Genomic DNA, 18,127 nt, shown 5'->3' with positions numbered 1-18,127 from the left:
CGGCAGGCATTGCCGGCACCACAAAAAAAAGCGGCCTTATCGGCCGCTTTTTTTGCATCACGGGCCGAGGTCCTCGAGGACCCAGGATTCATAAGAATCCCGAATCCCGAATCCCGGCCCCTCACCGATCCGGCTGGTTCCGCGTCTGCCCTTCCTGCTGCAGCGCCGCGTATTCCTTCGACGGCTCGTCCAGCTTGTCGCCGAGCATGCGCCGCACCACCACGAAGAACAGCGGGATGAACAGCACGCCGAGCAGGGTGGCGAACACCATGCCGCCGATCACGCCGGTGCCGATCGAGTGGCGCGCGTTGGCGCCGGCGCCGGTGGAGATCGCCATCGGCAGCACGCCGAGGATGAACGCGAACGAGGTCATCAGGATCGGGCGGAAGCGCAGGTGCGCCGCCTCGGTGGCCGCCTCGCGCAGGGTCTTTCCGGCCGCGCGCTGCTCCACCGCGAACTCCACGATCAGGATCGCGTTCTTCGCCGCCAGGCCGATCACCGTGATCAGGCCGATCTTGAAGTAGATGTCGTTGGGCAGGCCGCGCAGCAGCGAGAAGGTGATCGCGCCGAGCACGCCGATCGGCACCACCAGCAGCACCGACACCGGGATCGACCAGCTCTCGTACAGCGCGGCAAGGCACAGGAACACCACCACGATCGACAGCACCAGCAGCAGCGTGGCGGTATTGCCGGCGATGATCTCCTGGTAAGACATGCCGCTCCAGTCGAAGCCGAAGCCCGGCGGCAGGTCGGTGTTGACGATCTCCTCCATCGCGCTCATCGCCTGGCCGGAACTGCCGCCCGGGGCCGGGTTGCCGACCACGTTGACCGCCGAATAGCCGTTGTAGCGGCTCAGCGACGGCGAGCTGTAGATCCAGTCCGACTTCACCACCGTGCTCAGCGGGATCATCTGCGGCAGGCCGTTGCTGTCGGTGGCGCTGCTGCTGGGCACATAGAAGTTGCGCAGCGACTCCGGACCGGTGCGGTACGCCGCGTCGGCCTGTAGGTTGACGCGCTTGATGCGGCCTTCGTAGAAGAAGTCGTTGACGTACACCGGCGCCAGCATCATCTGGATCGACTGGTAGATGTCGCTGACCGACAGGCCCATAGACTGCGCCTGCACGCGGTCTACGCTCAGCTGCAGCTGCGGGGCGTTTTCCAGGCCGTTGGGGCGTACGCCGGCCAGCGCGTCCTGGCGCTCGGCGGCCTTGCCGAGCAGGATGTTGCGCGCCTGCAACAACGCCTCTTCGCCGGCGCCGGTGCGGTCCTGCAGCCACATGTCGAAACCGCCGAACTGGCCCAGGCCCTGCACCGTGGGCAGGTTGACCACGAAGATCTGCGCGCCCTTGATGCCGTAGAACGCGCCGTTGAGCTGGCCGATCAGGTCCGCGGCGGTGACGTCGCGGTCGGCCCAGGGCTTGAGCCGGATGAAGCCCATGCCGACGTTCTCGCCACGGCCCAGGAAGCTGAAGCCGGCGACCTGCAGCATGCCTTCCACGGCCGGTTGATTCGCGAGCACGCCGCGCATCTGCGCGAACACCTCGTTGGTGCGGCCGACCGTGGCGCCCGGCGGCAACTGCACGATGGCCAGGGCGAAGCCCTGGTCTTCCTCGGGCAGGAAGCTGCCCGGCATGCGCGTGAACAGGAAGCCGCACAGCACCACCAGCAACGCGAACACCGCCATCCAGCGCGGCGCGCGGCGGATGGTGCCGCCGACCGCGCCGACGTAGCGGTGCGCCAGCTTGTCGTAGTACTTGTTGAAAGTGCGGTAGATCCAGTTCGGGTTGTCGTTGTGGGTCGGCTTCAGGAACGCCGCGCACAGCGCCGGGGTGAAGCTCAGCGCCAGGAACGCCGAGAACGCCATCGACATGGCGATGGTGATCGCGAACTGCTTGTAGATCGCGCCGGCCGCGCCGGGCTGCATCGCCGAGGGGATGAACACCGCCGCCAGCACCACGGTGATCGCCACCACCGCGCCGGTGATCTGGGTCATCGCCTTCTGCGTGGCCGCCTTCGGCGCCAGGTGCTCTTCGGACATGATGCGTTCGACGTTCTCGATCACCACGATCGCGTCGTCGACCACGATGCCGATCGCCAGCACCATCGCGAACAGGGTCAGCTGGTTGATGGTGAAGCCGATCAGCCACATGCCCAGGAACGTGCCCAGCAGCGCCACCGGGATCACCAGGGTGGGGATGATGGTGGCGCGGAAGTTCTGCAGGAACACCAGCATCACCAGGAACACCAGCACGATCGCCTCGATCAGGGTCTTGACCACTTCCTCGATCGAGATCCGCACGAAGGTGGTGCTTTCGTACGGGGTGAACCAGCTCACGCCTTGCGGGAAGCTGGGCTGCAGCTCGTCCATCTTGGCCTTGACCGCCTCGGACACGCTCAGCGCGTTGGCGCCCGGCAGCAGCTGGATCGCGAACGCGCCGGTGGGCTTGCCGTTGTACTGGGTATCCAGGCCGAAGCTGGTCGGGCCGAACGCGACCCGGGCCACGTCCTTCAGCCGCACCACGGTGCCGTTGCCGTCCGCGCGCAGGATGATGTCCTCGAACTGCTCGGGCGAGCTGAAGCGGCCCTCGGCCGAGACCGTGGCGGTGAACGACTGCCCGCTGGGCGCCGGATCCGAACCGATCGAGCCGGCCGCGAACTGCACGTTCTGCGCGCTGATCGCGTTGTACACGTCCGCCGCGGACATGTGGTAGCCCTGCAGCTTCTCCGGGTTGAGCCAGATGTCCATCGCGTATTCGGCGCCGAACTGCTGGGTGCTGCCGACGCCGGGCACGCGCGAGATCTGCTCCAGCACGCGCGAGCCGACGATGTCGTTGAGCGCGCTGCGGTCGACCGACGGATTCTCCGAGCGCAGCGCGAACACGGCGAGGAAGCCGGCGTTGGCCTTGGCCACCACCACGCCCTGCGCGGTCACTTCCGAGGGCAGGCGCGGCGTCGCCAGCGACACCTTGTTCTGCACCTGCACCTGCGCGATGTCGGCGTTGGTGCCGGTCTCGAAGGTCAGGGTGATGGTCGCGGTGCCGCTGGAGGACGAGGAGGAGTTGAAGTACAGCAGGTGGTCGATACCGGTCAGCTGCTGCTCGATCACCTGGGTGACCGCACGTTCGGTGGTGCTGGCGCTGGCGCCGGGGTAGGTCGCGGTGACCGTGACCTGCGGGGGCGCGATCGAGGGATAGGACTCGACGCCGAGGTTGAGGATGGCGATCACGCCGCTGAGCGAGATCAGGATCGCCACCACCCAGGCGAAGACCGGGTGTTCGATGAAGAACTTAGGCATGGCGGGGGTCCGTTACTGCTGCTCGGGCTTGGAATCGGCCGCGGCGGCCGGCGTGTCGCCGTTCGCTGCGTCCTGCGGTTTGCCGGCGGCCTGGCCCTGCGGCGCTGCGGCCTGGCCCTGGCCCTGCGGCGCGGCAGCGCCCTGGCCCGGTGCGGCGCCTGGCGTCCACGGCGTGGCCTTGGCCGGTGCCCCTTCCTTGGCCTTCTGTAGGCCGCTGACGATCACCTGGTCGCCCGCCTGCAGGCCGGAGGTGATGATCCACTTGCCTTCCTGCTGGCCGGCCGTGGCCACGTCCTTGCGCGCCACCTTGCCGTCCTTGCCGACGACCAGCGCATAGGCGCCCTTGGCGTCGCGCAGCATCGCTTCCTGCGGGATCAGGAAGGCGTTGTTGCGCTGGCCCAGGTTGGCGGCGAAGGTGACGAACGCGCCGGGCAGCAGCACCCGGTCCGGGTTCGGCAGCAGCGCGCGCAGGGTGACCGAGCCGGTGCTCGGGTCGACCGCGGTGTCGGAGAAGTCCAGGGTGCCGGGCTGGGCGTAGGTGCTGCCGTCGCCGAGCTTGACCTGCACGGTCGACTTGCCTTCCTCGTTGAGCGCCACGCTGCCCTGGGTCTGCGCCTGGCGCAGCTGCGCCATTTCGTCCGAACTCATCGAGAAGTTCACGTACAGCGGATCGAGCTGGTCGATCGTGGTCAGCAGGGTGGTGTCGCCCTGGCCGACCAGCGCGCCCTCGGTGACCTGCTGCTTGCCGGCGCGGCCGGCGATCGGCGCGGTGACCGTGGCGTAGCCCAGGTTGATGCGCGCGGTTTCCACCGCCGCGCGCGCCTGCTGCACCGATGCGGCCGAGGTGCGCTCGGTGGCTTCGGCAGTATCCAGGTCGGACTTGGACACGTAGGACTGCGGGGCCAGGCTGCGCGCGCGGCCGGCGGCGACCTTGGCGTTGGTGTAGGTCGCCTCGGCTGCGGCCAGCTGGCCCTGCGCCGAGGCCAGCGAGGCGCGCAGCGGCGCCGGATCGATCTGGAACAGCGGCTGGCCTTCCTTCACGTCGGTGCCTTCGGTGTACAGGCGCTTCTCCAGCACCCCGGCCACGCGCGCACGCACGTCGGCGCTGCGGTACGCGGACAGGCGCCCGACCAGTTCGCGCTGCAGCGGCAGCGACTGCGGCTTGGCTTCCAGCACGCCCACTTCCGGCGGCGGCATGGCTTGCTGTTCCTCTTTCTTCTTGCAGGACGCCAACACCACCACGACGGCGCAGGCCAGGGCGAGGGAACGCAACGGGGAGGTCATCGGGTGGTACTCCGGTCTGGTGTTGAAAACGAAAGGGAAGGGGGCGCGGCGAACGCGCGCAGAAAACCGTCGACGGCGAATTCGGCCCATGCGCGCTGCGCGGCGGCGTCGCTGCGATGGGCGGTGTGGAAGCGCTGCCGCTCGAAATCCATGCCGACGATCATGCTCAACAGCAGTTCGGCCATGAAGTGCGGATCGTCATGCCGCAGCTGGCCGGCGGCCACCGCCAGCTGCAGGCGTTCGCCCAGGCGCTGCATCAGCGTCTCGGCGCTGTCGCGGAACAGGGCGCGGGCCTGGTCGGGGAAATGCCGCGACTCGGCGGAGATCAGCTGGGAACTCTGCAGCACGCGCGGTTCGGACAGCAGCTCCAGGTGCTCGCAGGCGAAGCGCAGCAGGCTGCCGCGCAGATCGCCCTGGGCCGGGCCCAGGTGGGTGATGCTCAGTTCCATGTGGTTCTGCATCACCCGCTGCAGCAGGTCCTGCTTGCTGCGGTAGCGGCTGTACAGGGTCTGCTTGGAACAGCCGGCGCGGGCGGCCACCGCGTCCATGCTCAGGCGCATGCCTTCCTCGGCCAGCAGCTCGCGCACGGCGTCGTACACGCGCTGATCGCGCGCCTGACGCAGGGAGGCGGGGGCCGGGGAGATGCTCATCGAATGTGGACTATACCGTCCAGTTTAGAATTAGAACAGCCTTGACAGCGGCGCGCCGATCGCGACAGCACACGGCAGCGGCGACGCTCCGCGGGTGGGAGTTACGGCGGCGTGACGAAGCGCGTGCGCCGCTTTGCACGATATGGCGCGTCGTGGCGCCGCGCCGCCCGGTTTGCGCCATGCAGCAAGGTAGTTGAACGCGCCACCGGTACAATTCCGGCTTTCCTAACGAGCATCGTTGTTGCTCCCCGTCATGAAACCCAAACAAGACGCCTCCCGTTCCAGCAAATCGTCGGCCGGATCCTCCAGCAAATCCGCGTCCAAGCCCGTCGCCAAGCCCGCGTCCACCGCGTCCAAGCCCGCGTCCAAGCCCGTGGCCAAGCCCGTGGCCGGCAAGGCCAAGGCCGCGCCGGTCGCGCGCAAGCGCGCCGCGCAGGCCGCGACCAACTCGCGGATGATCGATGCCGCACCGGCCGCCGCCGCGACCGGTTTCAGCCTGGAGCCGGTGTACGCGGCGCTGCGCAAGCGCTATCCGAGCGCGCGCCAGGACGAGGCGCAGGCGTTCGCCGAGGAGTTCTACCGGCGCATGGAGGAGGACGAGTTCCCCCACCACAGCGCGCAGGAGTGGGCGGCGCTGGCGGCGTCGACGCTGGAATTCGCACGCAAGCGCAAGCCGGGCACGGTCAACGTGCGGGTGTTCAATCCGAACCTGAAGGACGACGGCTGGGAGTCCTCGCGCACGGTGCTGCAGATCGTCAACGACGACATGCCGTTCCTGGTGGACTCGGTGAGCATGGCGCTGTCGGAACTGGGCATCGGCGTGCACGTGCTCGGCCACCCGGTGCTGCGCATGAGCCGCGACAAGGGCGGCAAGCTGGAGGCGGTGGGCGAGGGCAAGCCGGAATCGCTGATGCTGCTGGAGATCGACCGCCAGCCGCCGGAAGACATGCCGCGGGTGGACGCGGCGATCCAGCGCATCCTCGGCGAGGTGCGCAACATCGTCCGCGACTGGAGCGGCATGCGCGAGAAGATGCTGTCGCTGGCCGACGACCTGACCACGCGGCGCCTGCCGGTGGACGACAAGGGCCGGCGCGAGGCGCAGGAATTCCTGCGCTGGGCCGCGGCCGACCACTTCACCTTCTTCGGCTACCGCGAATACCGGGTCGAGAAGCAGGGCGGCGAAGACGTGCTGGCGCCGCTGGAGGACAGCGGCCTGGGCCTGCTGCGCGGCCACGACAAGTCGCCGGCGCGGCCGGTGCGCACGCTGGCCGCGCATGGCCTGAGCGAGTCCGGAATCAAGGACGCGCTAATCCTGACCAAGACCAACGCGCGCTCGCGCGTGCACCGCAGCGGCTACATGGACTACATCGGCGTGCTGGAGTTCGATGCCAAGGGCCGCATCGTCGCCGAGCAGCGCTTCCTCGGCCTGTTCACCTCCAGCGCCTACAACCGCCGGCCGTGGGAGATCCCGCTGGTGCGCGAGCGCTACGACTACGTGATGCGCAAGTCCGGGCTGACCCCGAGCAGCCACAGCGGCAAGGCGCTGCGCCACATCCTGGAGACGCTGCCGCGCGAGGAGCTGTTCCAGTCCAACGAGGAAGAGCTGTACCGCACCGCGATGGGCATCCTCGGCCTGCAGGAGCGGGTGCGCAGCCGCCTGTTCCTGCGCCGCGACAAGTACGGCCGCTTCATCTCCGCGCTGGTGTACATCCCGCGCGAGCGCTTCAACACCGACGTGCGGCTGCGCATCGAGGCGTTGCTGAAGGACGCGCTGCACGGCGAATACATCGACTCCAGCGTGGTGCTGGGCGAATCGCCGCTGGCGCAGCTGCACCTGATCGTGCGGCCCAAGCCGGGCGAGGCGCTGGAATTCGACACCACCGAACTGGAATCGCGCCTGGCGCACCTGCTGCGCAACTGGCAGGACGACCTGCGCGAGGCGCTGGTCGCCAGCCGCGGCGAGCGCGACGGCCTGCGCCTGTCGGCCAGCTACGGCCGCGCGCTGCCGGCCGGCTACATCGAGGAATCGACCGCGCAGATCGCCGCGCGCGACGTCGAGCGCCTGGCCGCGCTGCGCGGTCCCGACGACCTGCACCTGAGCCTGCAGTCGCTGCGCCGCGACGGCGCCGACAGCCTGCGCCTGAAGCTGTACCGCCAGCGCGACGACCTGCCGCTGTCGGACGTGCTGCCGATGATGGAGAACCTGGGCCTGCGGGTGATCTCCGAACGCCCGTACCGGCTCACCGTAGACGGCACCGTGCTGTACATCCAGGACTTCGAGGTGGAGCCGCTGGCCGGCAGCATCGACGTCGAACGCGCCGACGCGCCGCTGTGCGAAGCGTTCGTGCGCATCTGGCGCGGCGATGCCGAGAACGACGGCTTCAACCGGCTGATCGTCGGCGCCGGGCTGGACTGGCGCCAGGTGGCGATCTTGCGCGGCTACTGCAAGTACCTGCTGCAGACCGGCGTGCCGTTCTCGCAGGCCTACGTGGAAGAGACCTGCAGCCGCTATCCGCTGCTGGCGCGGCTGTTGGTGGAACTGTTCGAGGCGCGCTTCGATCCGGCCACCGGCAACGAGAGCAAGGCGCAGATCGCCGACGGCCAGGCCGCGCTGTCGGCGCAGCTGCGCCTGCTGGCGGGCGGCGACGAGGCCGCGCTGAAGGCGCTGCAGCCGGTGATCGACGCGCGCGGCGGCAACCGCGATGCGCAGCTGGAGGCGACTACCGCGGCCATGCTGAAACTGTTCGACCAGGTCGCCAGCCTCGACGAGGACCGCATCCTGCGCAGCTTCAAGGGCGTGATCCAGGCCACTCTGCGCACCAGCTACTACCAGACCGGCAAGGACGGTCAGCCGGGCCACTGCATCAGCTTCAAGCTCGATTCGGCCAAGGTACCGGAGCTGCCCAAGCCGCGCCCGTACCGCGAGATCTTCGTGTACGGCCCGCGCGTGGAAGGCGTGCACCTGCGCTTCGGCGCGGTGGCGCGCGGCGGCCTGCGCTGGTCGGACCGGCGCGAGGATTTCCGCACCGAGGTGCTGGGCCTGGTCAAGGCGCAGATGGTCAAGAACACGGTGATCGTGCCGGTCGGCGCCAAGGGTGGCTTCTTCTGCAAGCGCCAGCCCGCCGGCGGCGACCGCGACGCGGTGCTGGCCGAGGGCATCGCCTGCTACAAGCTGTTCATCCAGGGCCTGCTCGACATCACCGACAACATCGTCGGCGGCAAGATCGTGGCGCCGCCGCAGGTGGTGCGCCACGACCAGGACGATCCGTACCTGGTGGTGGCCGCCGACAAGGGCACCGCCACGTTCTCCGACATCGCCAACGGGCTGGCGCTCGACCACGGCTTCTGGCTCGGCGACGCGTTCGCCTCCGGCGGCTCGGTCGGCTACGACCACAAGGGCATGGGCATCACCGCGCGCGGCGCCTGGGAGTCGGTCAAGCGCCACTTCCGCGCGCTGGGCCGCGATTGCCAGAGCGAAGACTTCAGCGTGGTCGGCATCGGCGACATGTCCGGCGACGTGTTCGGCAACGGCATGCTGCTGTCGCGGCACATCCGCCTGCTGGCCGCGTTCGACCACCGCCACATCTTCCTGGATCCGACGCCGGATGCGGCCGGCTCGTTCGCCGAGCGCGAGCGCCTGTTCAAGCTGCCGCGCTCCAGCTGGGCCGACTACGACGCCAAGCTGATCAGCGCCGGCGGCGGCATCTATCCGCGCACGCTGAAGTCGATCGAGATCAGCGCGCCGGTGCGCGAGGCGCTGGGCCTGGAGGCGAACGTCAAGCAGCTCTCGCCGAACGAGCTGATGAACGCCATCCTCAAGGCGCCGGTGGACCTGTTCTGGAACGGCGGCATCGGCACCTACGTCAAGGCCGCCAGCGAGACCCATGGCGACGTCGGCGACCGCGCCAACAACGGCCTGCGGGTCAACGGCGGCGAGCTGCGCTGCAAGATCGTCGGCGAGGGCGGCAACCTGGGGCTGACCCAGCTCGGCCGCATCGAGGCCGCGCAGGTCGGCGTGCTGCTCAACACCGACTTCATCGACAACTCGGCCGGCGTGGACACCTCCGACCACGAGGTCAACATCAAGATCCTGCTCAACGACGTGGTGCAGGCCAAGAAGCTGACCGTGGCGGCGCGCAACACGCTGCTGGCGTCGATGACCGACGAGGTCGCCGAGCTGGTGCTGTGGGACAACATCCGCCAGAACCAGGCGCTGAGCCTGATGGAGCGGATGAGCGCCAAGCGGCTGGGCTCCAAGCAGCACTTCATCCGCACCCTGGAAGCGCAGGGCCTGCTCGACCGGCAGATCGAATACCTGCCCTCGGATGCGGAGATCTCCGCGCGCAAGGCCCGCGGCCAGGGCCTGACCCGGCCGGAGCTGGCGGTGCTGCTGTCGTACTCCAAGCTGGTCGCGTTCCAGCAGCTGCTGGAATCGGACATCCCCGAGGACCCGTACCTGTCCAAGGAGCTGCAGCGCTACTTCCCGCAGCCGCTGCAGAAGAAGTACGCCGATGCGATGGAGCGGCACCGGCTCAAGCGCGAGATCATCGCCACCGCGGTCACCAACACCACCATCAACCGCATGGGCGCGACCTTCCTGATGCGCATGCAGGAAGACACCGGGCGCAGCATCGGCGAGGTGGCCAAGGCGTACACGATCAGCCGCGAGACGCTGGACGCGCGCGCGCTGTGGACGCAGATCGACGCGCTGGACGGGCAGGTGCCCGAGTCGGTGCAGATCGATGCGCTGGAAGTGATCTGGAAGCTGCAGCGCGCGTTCGTGCGCTGGCTGCTGTTCCGCCCCGGCCCGATGCCCGGCATCACCGCGGCGGTGGACCGCTACCACGAGCCGTTCAACGACATCCGCGTCGCCTCCGGCGTGCTGTCGGACTCGCAGCGTCCGCTGTACGAGGCGCTGGTGCAGGAATGGCAGGACAAGGGCCTGCCGGCGGCGCTGGCGCAGCAGCTGTCGGAACTGCGCTTCCTGGAGCCGGCGTTCGACATCATCGAGATGGCGCGCACCCGCAAGCTCAAGCCGGTGGAGGTATCGAAGGTGCACTTCCGCCTCGGCGAGGCCTTGCAGCTGCCGTGGCTGTTCGAGCAGATCGACGCGCTGGAGGTCAACGGTCGCTGGCATGCGGTGGCCCGCGGCGTGCTGCGCGACGAACTGGCCAAGCATCACAGCGCGTTGGCCGGGCAGGCCCTGGCGTTGCCGGGCGGCAATGCCGAGGCCAAGGTGCAGCAGTGGCTGCAGCGCGACGACAGCAGCCTGCGCTTCACCTTGAACATGCTGCAGGAACTGGCGGCGCAGAAGGCGCTGGACTACCCGACCGTGTCGGTGGCGGTGCAGCGGCTGGGCCAGTTGGCGGCGCACGGGGTGTAACGACACACGGGGTTGTACCCCGTGGTCAGGCCCGCTTGCGGGCCTGACCCAAACGTTTGCGGCGCAAACGTTTGGCGCCGTCGGGCCGCTTCGCCTATCCCCCGCGGCTGTCGCCGCGCCCCCCTTAACAGAAGGGGGGCTTTGCTCCAGAGGCATTGCGTGAGCCGAGTCTGTTCGGCTCACCGCTTCGCCTATGCGGGCGAGGGCGCGTCGTAACGGTGTGCCGGGTATGATCGGGCCATGAATGCTTCCGTGCTGCCGTCCGCTCCCCGTATCTGTTTTCTTGCCAGTACCACGCCGCCTGCGCTACAGGCGCGCGATCAGCTGATCGCGCGCTATGGCGACCACGCGCCTGCCGATGCGGATGTGCTGTGCGCGCTCGGCGGCGACGGGTTCATGCTGCAGACCCTGCATCGCCACGGCGGGCTGGGCAAGCCGGTGTTCGGCATGAAGCTGGGCACGGTCGGGTTCCTGATGAACCAGTTTCGCGACGACGACCTGCCCGTACGCCTGGCGCAGGCCGAGCCGGCCAAGCTGCGGCCGCTGGAGATGCTGGCGCAGACCGAATCCGGCACCAGCACCGGTTCGCTGGCCTACAACGAGGTGTCGCTGCTGCGGCAGACGCGCCAGGCCGCGCATGTCAGCATCGACCTCAACGGCCAGACCCGGGTCGACGAACTGATCTGCGACGGCGTCATGGTCTCCACGCCTGCCGGCAGCACCGCCTACAACTATTCCGCGCATGGCCCAATCCTGCCGCTGGGCTCGCACACGCTGGCACTGACCCCGATCGCCCCGTACCGCCCGCGGCGCTGGCGCGGCGCGATCCTCAAGGCCGACACCGAAGTGCGCTTGCGCGTGCTCGACCACTACAAGCGTCCGGTCAGCGTCACCGCCGACTCGCACGAGACCCGCGACGTGGTCGAAGTCACCATCCGCGAATCGCGCGACCGCCTGGTCACGCTGCTGTTCGATCCGGAACACAATCTGGAGGAGCGGATCTTGAGCGAGCAGTTCATGGTGTGAAAGCGCGGACTGGGGGGCGGGATTGGGATTCGCAACAGCGGGTCGGTCTTTCCGCCACTTCACTCTTTTGCGTTCCGATCCAGTAGCCCGCTTTTGCCAATCCCGAATCTCCAATTCCGAATCACCGCCCGATTGGAAGCAGGGAGTCGGGATTGGGGATTCGTAACGGTGGGTCTGCCGCTCCGACGTTTGCTCTTTTACGTTCCGATCCAGCAAGCCGCTTTTGCCAATCCCGAATCCCCAATTCCGAATCCCTGCTCCCATGTCCGACAACGCCCCCCGCCTGCTCACCGTCGCCATCACCTCGCGCGCCCTGTTCGATCTGGAAGAGGGCCATGCCCTGTTCGAGCAGCAGGGGGTGGAGGCGTACAGCGCGTACCAGCGCGAGCGCGAGGACGATGTGCTGGCGCCGGGGGTGGCATTCCCGGTGGTGCGCAAGCTGCTGGCGCTGAACCAGGGCACGCCGCCGGAGACGCCGCCGGTGGAGGTGATCCTGCTGTCGCGCAATTCCGCCGACACCGGCCTGCGCATCTTCAATTCGATCCAGCACTACGGGCTGGGCATCGTCCGCGCCACGTTCACCTCGGGCGAGCCGACCTGGCCGTACGTCAAGCCGTTCGGCACCGACCTGTTCCTGTCGGCGAATCCGGATTCGGTGCGGCGCGCGCTGAGCCACGGCATCGCCGCGGCGACGATCCTGCCCAAGCCGCCGGGCGAGCGCGCGCAGGAGGCGGCCGCGGCGGCCGGGGCGATCGATTCCGAACGCCTGTCCACCCAACTGCGTATCGCCTTCGACGGCGATGCGGTGATCTTCGGCGACGAGGGCGAGCGCTTCTCGCGCGAGCAGGGCGTGGAGGCGTTCGGCCGCTACGAGCGCGAGAACGCGCGCGAGCCGCTGACCGGCGGGCCGTTCCGCAACTTCCTGTCCGCGCTGCACGCCCTGCAGGCCGCGTTCCCGGCCGGCGAGGCCTCGCCGATCCGCACCGCGCTGGTCACCGCGCGCTCGGCGCCGGCGCACGAACGGGTGATCCGCACGCTGCGCGAGTGGGGCGTGCGCCTGGACGAGGCGCTGTTCCTCGGCGGCCGCCACAAGGGGCCGTTCCTGCAGGCGTTCGGCGCCGACATCTTCTTCGACGACTCGCAGCACAACATCGACAGCGCCGCACGCGAGCGCGTGGCCGCCGGGCACGTGCCGCACGGCGTGGCCAACGTCATCGCCAAGCCGTGAGCGCGGCCTCCGGCGGCAACGGCGGCGCCAGCCGCTGGGCCACGCTGCGCCAGCTGCTGCGGCCGGACGGGTCGGAGACGCGCGTGCTACCCGGGCGGCCCTACGTGGAGCGCGGCTGGCGCTACACCAGCCTTCAGTTCAAGGGCGAAGTGACCCAGAGCCGGATGCTCACCTGGTGGCCGCACGTGCTGGAGGTGGGCTATACCCGCAGCATGCTTGGCGCGCTGCTGCTGCGGCCGCAGCCGCGTTGCATCGGCATCGTCGGCCTGGGCGGCGGCTCGCAGGCCAAGTTCTGCCATCGGCACCTGCCGCAGGCGCGGATCGAGGCGATCGAGGCCGACGCCGACGTGCTGGCGCTGCGCGACGCCTTCCACATCCCGGCCGACGACGCGCGCTTCCAGGCGCTGCACGGCGACGGCGCGCGCCTGCTGCCGCAACGCCGCGGCCGCTACGACCTGCTGCTGCTCGACGCCTACGATGCCGATGGCATCCCGGCCGCGTTGCGCACCCGCGGTTTCTACGACGACTGCCATGCCGCGCTGGCGCCCGGCGGCGTGCTGGCGGTGAACCTGTACGACACCGACACCCGCCAGCACCTGGCGCACCTGCGCAAGATCTTCGGCGGCCGCGTGCTGCGCATGGACGAACCGGAGATGGACAACCACATCGTGTTCGCCTGGACCGGCGAGTTGCCGGCGCTGGACGCGCGCGCCGCGCTGGCGCGCCTGCCGTGGTCGGCACGCTGGCAGTTGCGGCCAACGTTCCGGCGCCTGCAGCGGGCGTTCGAGACGACCGCCTGGCGCCGCTGAGCGGCGCCGCCGCCCCCTGTAGGAGCGGCTTCAGCCGCGACACATCGGTGCAGAAACGAATGCGGCTTCGGTGGAATCACGTCGCGGCTGAAGCCGCTCCTACAACGGCAGCAGGATGTTGCTGAGTTTCCAGCGCAGTCCGTTGCGGGTGAACACGCACGGCACCGCGGTGCCGTCGGCGGTGTGCAGGGTGGCGACGAAGCGTGAGGTCGATTCGAAGCGGTGCTCGGCCTGCTGCAGCGGTTGTACCGGACGCGGCGCGGCGTAGGTGTCACCGCCGACGGTGTCGCCGCGGGCACGCTTCCACAGCGCATCGCCCTGCAGCAAGGCGGCGATTCCGGCCGGGGTGACCATCGCATCCACGCCGATGCCGCTGACGCTGCCGGCCAGCGACAGCAACGCGCCGCCGAACAGGCCCGACTGCAGCTCCGGCCCGGCGCGGCGCAGCAACGCATCGTCGACCTGCGCCTTCAGGTTCACGCGCAGGGTGGGGAAGTCGACGTAGCGCTCCAGCGCCGCGGCGTCGCGCTGTTCCAGCGCCTGGCTGATCCCGCGGATCGCCAGGTACGGCCCGGCGACGACGTAGCCGCCGAGGGCGAGCAGGGCGAGGAACAGCAAGGCCAGCCATTTTTTCATCGTGTGCCTCCGGTGTTCAGAATGTTCTTCTGTAGGAGCGGCTTTAGCCGCGACGGGGTGTCTACCGGCAACGCCCGGTCGCGGCTAAAGCCGCTCCTACAGAAGGCGTTGCCGTCTCAGAATTCCAGATCCAACGCCGCGCACAAATAATCCACGAACGGCCCCAGCGTCTGCAGGTCGGCGGCGATCAGCGCGCGCAGCTTCGGCCCGGTCATGGTGGCGTCGTCGAGTTGGCGCCAGAACACCCAGTTCTTGTGCTTGAGGTCGTCGATGAACTCGAACTCGGCCGGGAACCCGCGCGGCGGCCGCACCAGCACTTCGGTCTGCTCCAGTTCGAAGCGCCGGCGCAGCTTGGGCGCGTGCGCGGCGGCCTTCCAGCTGCCCGGGTTGTCGAAGATGAACTGGCGCACCTTGCGCTGCGTGTCCGGCTCCGGATGCCACAGGCCGGCGCCGACGAAGCTCTCGCCCGGCTGCAGGTGGATGTAGAACGAGGGCGCCGGCACCTGCTTGCGCCGCTCGTGGAACAGGCGCGCGCCCTGCCAGGTCTTGTACGGCGACTTGTCGTGGGAGAAGCGCGCGTCGCGATGGATGCGGAACAGCGAGCCGCCGACGCCGCGCGGGTCGGAGCGGAAATGTTCGCTGACCTGGGCCAGGTCCGGCTGCAGGTCGGTGATCAGGCGCAGGAACGGCTGGCGCACGTGCTCCTCGTACTTGTGCCGATTGTCGTTGAACCAGGCCTTGTCGTTGTGTCGCGCCAGGGCACGCAGGAACTTGAAGCTGGCGTCGCTGAAATAGCTGGTCATAGGGTGCGTTGCAGGTCGTGGCCCCAGGCGGCCAGCTGGTCGAGCAGAGCCTGCTTGGTAGCATCGTTGGGGTGAGTCAAGCGTAAATCGGCCAGTTGCGCGTAATAGGCGTCGAAGTTCAGTTCGGACAGGCCGCTGTCGTCGACCATGCGCCGGCGCCGGTAGTCGTCCCAGCGGCTCTGCTCGACGATGGACAGCGTCTGCGGCCAGTTGCGCGCGCGATAGCGGAACAGCAGTTCGGACAGGCGCGGATCGCGGAAGCTGGATTCCAGCGGCGCCAGCTGGGTCGGCGGGCTCGCGCGCACCTGTGCCATCGCGCGCTTGTCGGCGTCGGCCGGGAAACCGTCGTACAGCGACGCATCCGCGTCGGCCGGGGCCGCCGCGCGTTCGTTGCCGAACACGCGGCGGACCTTCTCGGCCAGCTCCGGCCCGGCCTCGCGCAGGCGCGCGGCCTTGGCCTGGACCTGCGCCGGATCGATCTGCAGGCGGACGAAGTCGGGCTCGCGCAGGTGCGACCAGGCGACCAGCGCCGGCGCCTTGTTCAGGTGCACTTCCTTCAGCGGGATGCGCTGCTCGCCTTCGGGCAGGTCGGCCTGCGGGGTGTACAGGCGGTCGGCGATCTGCTCCGGGCTGTAGCGCAGCAACGGCTCGATGTCGCCTTCCAGGTCGAACACCAGCACCCGGCTGTCGATGCGCGGATGCCGCGCCAGCGGCAGCACCGGCGCCGCGCACAGGCGCGCGGCCGGATAGCGCATCGACACGTGCAGCACCGGCTGCATCGCCACCACGTCGAGCAGGCCGCCGCAGAAGCGCTTGTCGCGCAGCTTCAGCGCGTAGTCCCACAGCCGCGGCTGGCGCTCGCGGAAATGCCGGGCCATGCCGATGGTGGCGTAGACGTCGGACAGCGCCTCGTGCGCGTCGCCGTCGCGCACGCCATTGGCCAGCGCCAGCTGTTCCAGCTTGAACGAGGTGGCGCCGTCCTCGCGCTGCGGCCAGACGATGCCCTCCGGACGCAGCGCGTGCATCAGCCGCAGCATGTCCAGCAGGTCCCAGCGCGAATTGCCGCCGCGCCACTCGCGCTCGTAGGGGTCGTGGAAATTGCGGAACAGGCCGTGGCGCACGAACTCGTCGTCGAAGCGCAGCGAGTTGTAGCCCAGCGTGCAGGTCTGCGGACGCGCCATCTGTTCGGCGATGCGCGCGAACGCGTCGGCCTCGTTGACCCCGTCGCGCAGCGCCTGCTGCGGGGCGATGCCGGTGATCAGGGTGGCGATCGGCGAGGGCAGCAGGTCGTCGGCCGGCTGCACGAAGAAACTGATCGGCTCCTCGACCACGTTCAGTTGCGCATCGGTGCGCACCGCCGCGAACTGGGCGATGCGCGTGCGCCGCGGATCGGCGCCGAAGGTTTCCAGGTCGTAGAACAGAAAGCTGTCGGGCATGGTCGGACCAGAGCGGTGTGGGGTGGTGCGCGTCGGCCGCGGATGCAAACGCGCGGGCTCGCTTTTGTAGGAGCGGCTTCAGCCGCGACCAACGCTACCGGTAATGCCGGTCGCGGCTAATCCCGAAAAGGGGACAAGAGCCGCTCCTACAGGGTAAGCCAAGATCGGCTCAATGCGCGCCTTCCAGCGGCGCCAGGCGTTCGTGCACGATCCGCTGCAGCCAGGCCCAATCGATCCGCGACAGGTCGCGGTGGCCCTGCGTGGCCTGCACCAGGATGTCGCGCTGGATCTCGCTGCGCCGCAGCGCCAGCGCGTACGGCGTGCGCAGGAAGGTGACCATCGTGTAGTGCGGCACGAAGCGGGTCGGGTGGCGCTCCTGCAGCGCCTGCTCCAGTTCGCGCTGCAGCAGGAAGCCGGCATCGCCGACGCGGTCGCGCATCTCGATGTAGTTCTCCAGCGCCATCTGCTGGATCGCGCTGGCGTTGGGTTTGCGCTCGGCCTCGAACGCCGCATAGGCACGGCCCAGGTCCGGTTCGCGCTGCAGGTGCGCGGCCAGCGCCACGCAATCCTCGAACGCGCAGTTCATGCCCTGGCCATGGAACGGCACCATCGCGTGCGCGGCGTCGCCGAGCAGCACCGCGCGCCCGTCCAGGTGCCAGCGCTCCAGCCGCAGCGTGCCGAGCAGGCCCGGCGGGTGCTGCTCCCAGTGCTCGGCCAGTTGCGGCATCAGCGGCAGCGCATCGGGGAAGTCGCGCGCGAACAAGGCCAGCGCTTCGGCGCCGTTGCGGGTGGTGGCGAAGCTCGGTTCGCCGGTGTTGGGCAGGAACAGGGTGACGGTGAAGGTGCCTTCGTCGTTGGGCAGGGCGATGCACATGTAGTGGCCGCGCGGCCAGATGTGCAGCGCGTTGGCCTCGATGCGGAAGCTGCCGTCGGCGTTGGGCGGGATTTCCAGTTCCTTGTACGAATGGTCCAGGAACTCGGTGTGCTCGGCCATCGGCGCCTTGCGCTGCATCGCCGCGCGCAGCGCCGAGCCGGCGCCGTCGGCGCCGATCATGCTGTGGAAGCGGATGTCGTGCGGCTGGTCGTCGCGGTCGTCGATGAAGCGCGCGTAGCCGGCGTCGAAGTCCACCGTGTGCAGGCGCCGGTAGAAATGGATCTGCGCGCCGGCCTGTTCGGCCAGCTGCAGCAGGGTGATGTTGAGGTCGTTGCGGTGCACCGACCAGATCACCTCGCTGTCGTCGCGGCCGTAGCGCTGCAACTGCTGGCGGCCGTCGGCGAAATGCACCATGCGCCCGCGCATCATCACCGCCTTGGCCATCACCGCGGCATCGGCGCCGCCCTGGCGCAGCGCATGCAGACCGCGCTCGGCCAGGGCCAGGTTGATCGAACGGCCGCGTTCGTAGTCCTGCACGCGCGGGTCGCCGCGGCGTTCGTAGACGGTGACGCGCCAGCCCTGGCGCGAGAGCAGGATGGCGAGCAGGGAGCCGGCCAGGCCGGCGCCGATCAGGGTGATGCTGCGAGGGGAGTCGCTCAAGGAAAAGTCCGGCAAGACGCGCGGCGGTGGCCGCGCAGGAGGA

General features: G+C 69.0%; 11 protein-coding genes. 4 read left to right on the top strand and 7 right to left on the bottom strand.

Going from position 1 to position 18,127, the window contains the following annotated elements; all coding sequences use genetic code 11:
• Positions 1-121: 121 nt before the first annotated feature.
• Genes J2Y70_RS16980 through J2Y70_RS16970 form a run of 3 tightly spaced genes read right to left on the bottom strand, consistent with a single transcriptional unit; the run spans position 122 to position 5,229 of the window.
• Positions 122-3,295, bottom strand: coding sequence for a multidrug efflux RND transporter permease subunit (locus tag J2Y70_RS16980; RefSeq protein ID WP_309920101.1), 3,174 nt, complete (start codon positions 3,293-3,295; stop codon positions 122-124).
• Positions 3,296-3,307: 12 nt separating this feature from the next.
• The gene (locus tag J2Y70_RS16975) at positions 3,308-4,579 is read right to left on the bottom strand and encodes an efflux RND transporter periplasmic adaptor subunit (RefSeq protein ID WP_309920098.1); all 1,272 of its coding nucleotides are present in this window, start codon (positions 4,577-4,579) and stop codon (positions 3,308-3,310) included.
• Positions 4,576-5,229 carry a TetR/AcrR family transcriptional regulator gene (locus tag J2Y70_RS16970; protein ID WP_263394739.1) on the bottom strand — a complete coding sequence of 218 codons (654 nt, stop codon included), beginning with the start codon at positions 5,227-5,229 and terminating at the stop codon, positions 4,576-4,578. Before J2Y70_RS16970 ends, J2Y70_RS16975 begins: the two co-directional genes overlap by 4 nt.
• Positions 5,230-5,683: 454 nt before the next feature.
• Here J2Y70_RS16970 and J2Y70_RS16965 point away from each other — a divergent pair, with 454 nt between their 5' ends.
• The 4 genes from J2Y70_RS16965 (at position 5,684) to J2Y70_RS16950 (ending at position 13,675) form a co-directional block, all read left to right on the top strand.
• Positions 5,684-10,612 (top strand): NAD-glutamate dehydrogenase, encoded by a 4,929-nt coding sequence (locus J2Y70_RS16965; RefSeq protein WP_369011106.1) that lies wholly within the window; start codon positions 5,684-5,686, stop codon positions 10,610-10,612.
• Positions 10,613-10,867: 255 nt separating this feature from the next.
• Positions 10,868-11,638, top strand: a complete 771-nt coding sequence (locus J2Y70_RS16960; protein ID WP_263398466.1) for an NAD kinase — start codon at positions 10,868-10,870, stop codon at positions 11,636-11,638.
• A gap of 262 nt (positions 11,639-11,900) precedes the next feature.
• Positions 11,901-12,866, top strand: a complete 966-nt coding sequence (locus tag J2Y70_RS16955) for a 5'-nucleotidase (RefSeq protein ID WP_263394738.1) — start codon at positions 11,901-11,903, stop codon at positions 12,864-12,866.
• Positions 12,863-13,675 carry a transferase gene (locus tag J2Y70_RS16950; protein ID WP_309920092.1) on the top strand — a complete coding sequence of 271 codons (813 nt, stop codon included), beginning with the start codon at positions 12,863-12,865 and terminating at the stop codon, positions 13,673-13,675. The genes J2Y70_RS16955 and J2Y70_RS16950 overlap by 4 nt, the downstream gene beginning before the upstream one ends.
• Positions 13,676-13,774: 99 nt before the next feature.
• On the opposite strand, the gene J2Y70_RS16945 is transcribed toward J2Y70_RS16950, so the two are convergent.
• The 4 genes from J2Y70_RS16945 to J2Y70_RS16930 form a co-directional block, all read right to left on the bottom strand.
• Positions 13,775-14,311 (bottom strand): DUF2939 domain-containing protein, encoded by a 537-nt coding sequence (locus J2Y70_RS16945; RefSeq protein ID WP_309920089.1) that lies wholly within the window; start codon positions 14,309-14,311, stop codon positions 13,775-13,777.
• A gap of 116 nt (positions 14,312-14,427) precedes the next feature.
• A complete protein-coding gene (locus tag J2Y70_RS16940; RefSeq protein ID WP_263394735.1) occupies positions 14,428-15,114 on the bottom strand; it encodes a DUF2461 domain-containing protein in 687 nt (228 codons plus the stop codon).
• Complete coding sequence (sbcB, locus tag J2Y70_RS16935) at positions 15,111-16,550, bottom strand: exodeoxyribonuclease I (RefSeq protein WP_309920087.1); 1,440 nt, start codon at positions 16,548-16,550, stop codon at positions 15,111-15,113. Before sbcB ends, J2Y70_RS16940 begins: the two co-directional genes overlap by 4 nt.
• A 169-nt stretch (positions 16,551-16,719) precedes the next feature.
• Positions 16,720-18,084, bottom strand: coding sequence for an NAD(P)/FAD-dependent oxidoreductase (locus tag J2Y70_RS16930; protein ID WP_309920084.1), 1,365 nt, complete (start codon positions 18,082-18,084; stop codon positions 16,720-16,722).
• Positions 18,085-18,127: the final 43 nt, after the last annotated feature.

The organism is Xanthomonas sp. 1678 (assembly GCF_031455575.1).
Lineage (GTDB): Bacteria > Pseudomonadota > Gammaproteobacteria > Xanthomonadales > Xanthomonadaceae > Xanthomonas_A.
Note: the sequence above shows the minus strand (reverse complement) of the source record. Positions and strands in the feature narration are given on the sequence as shown.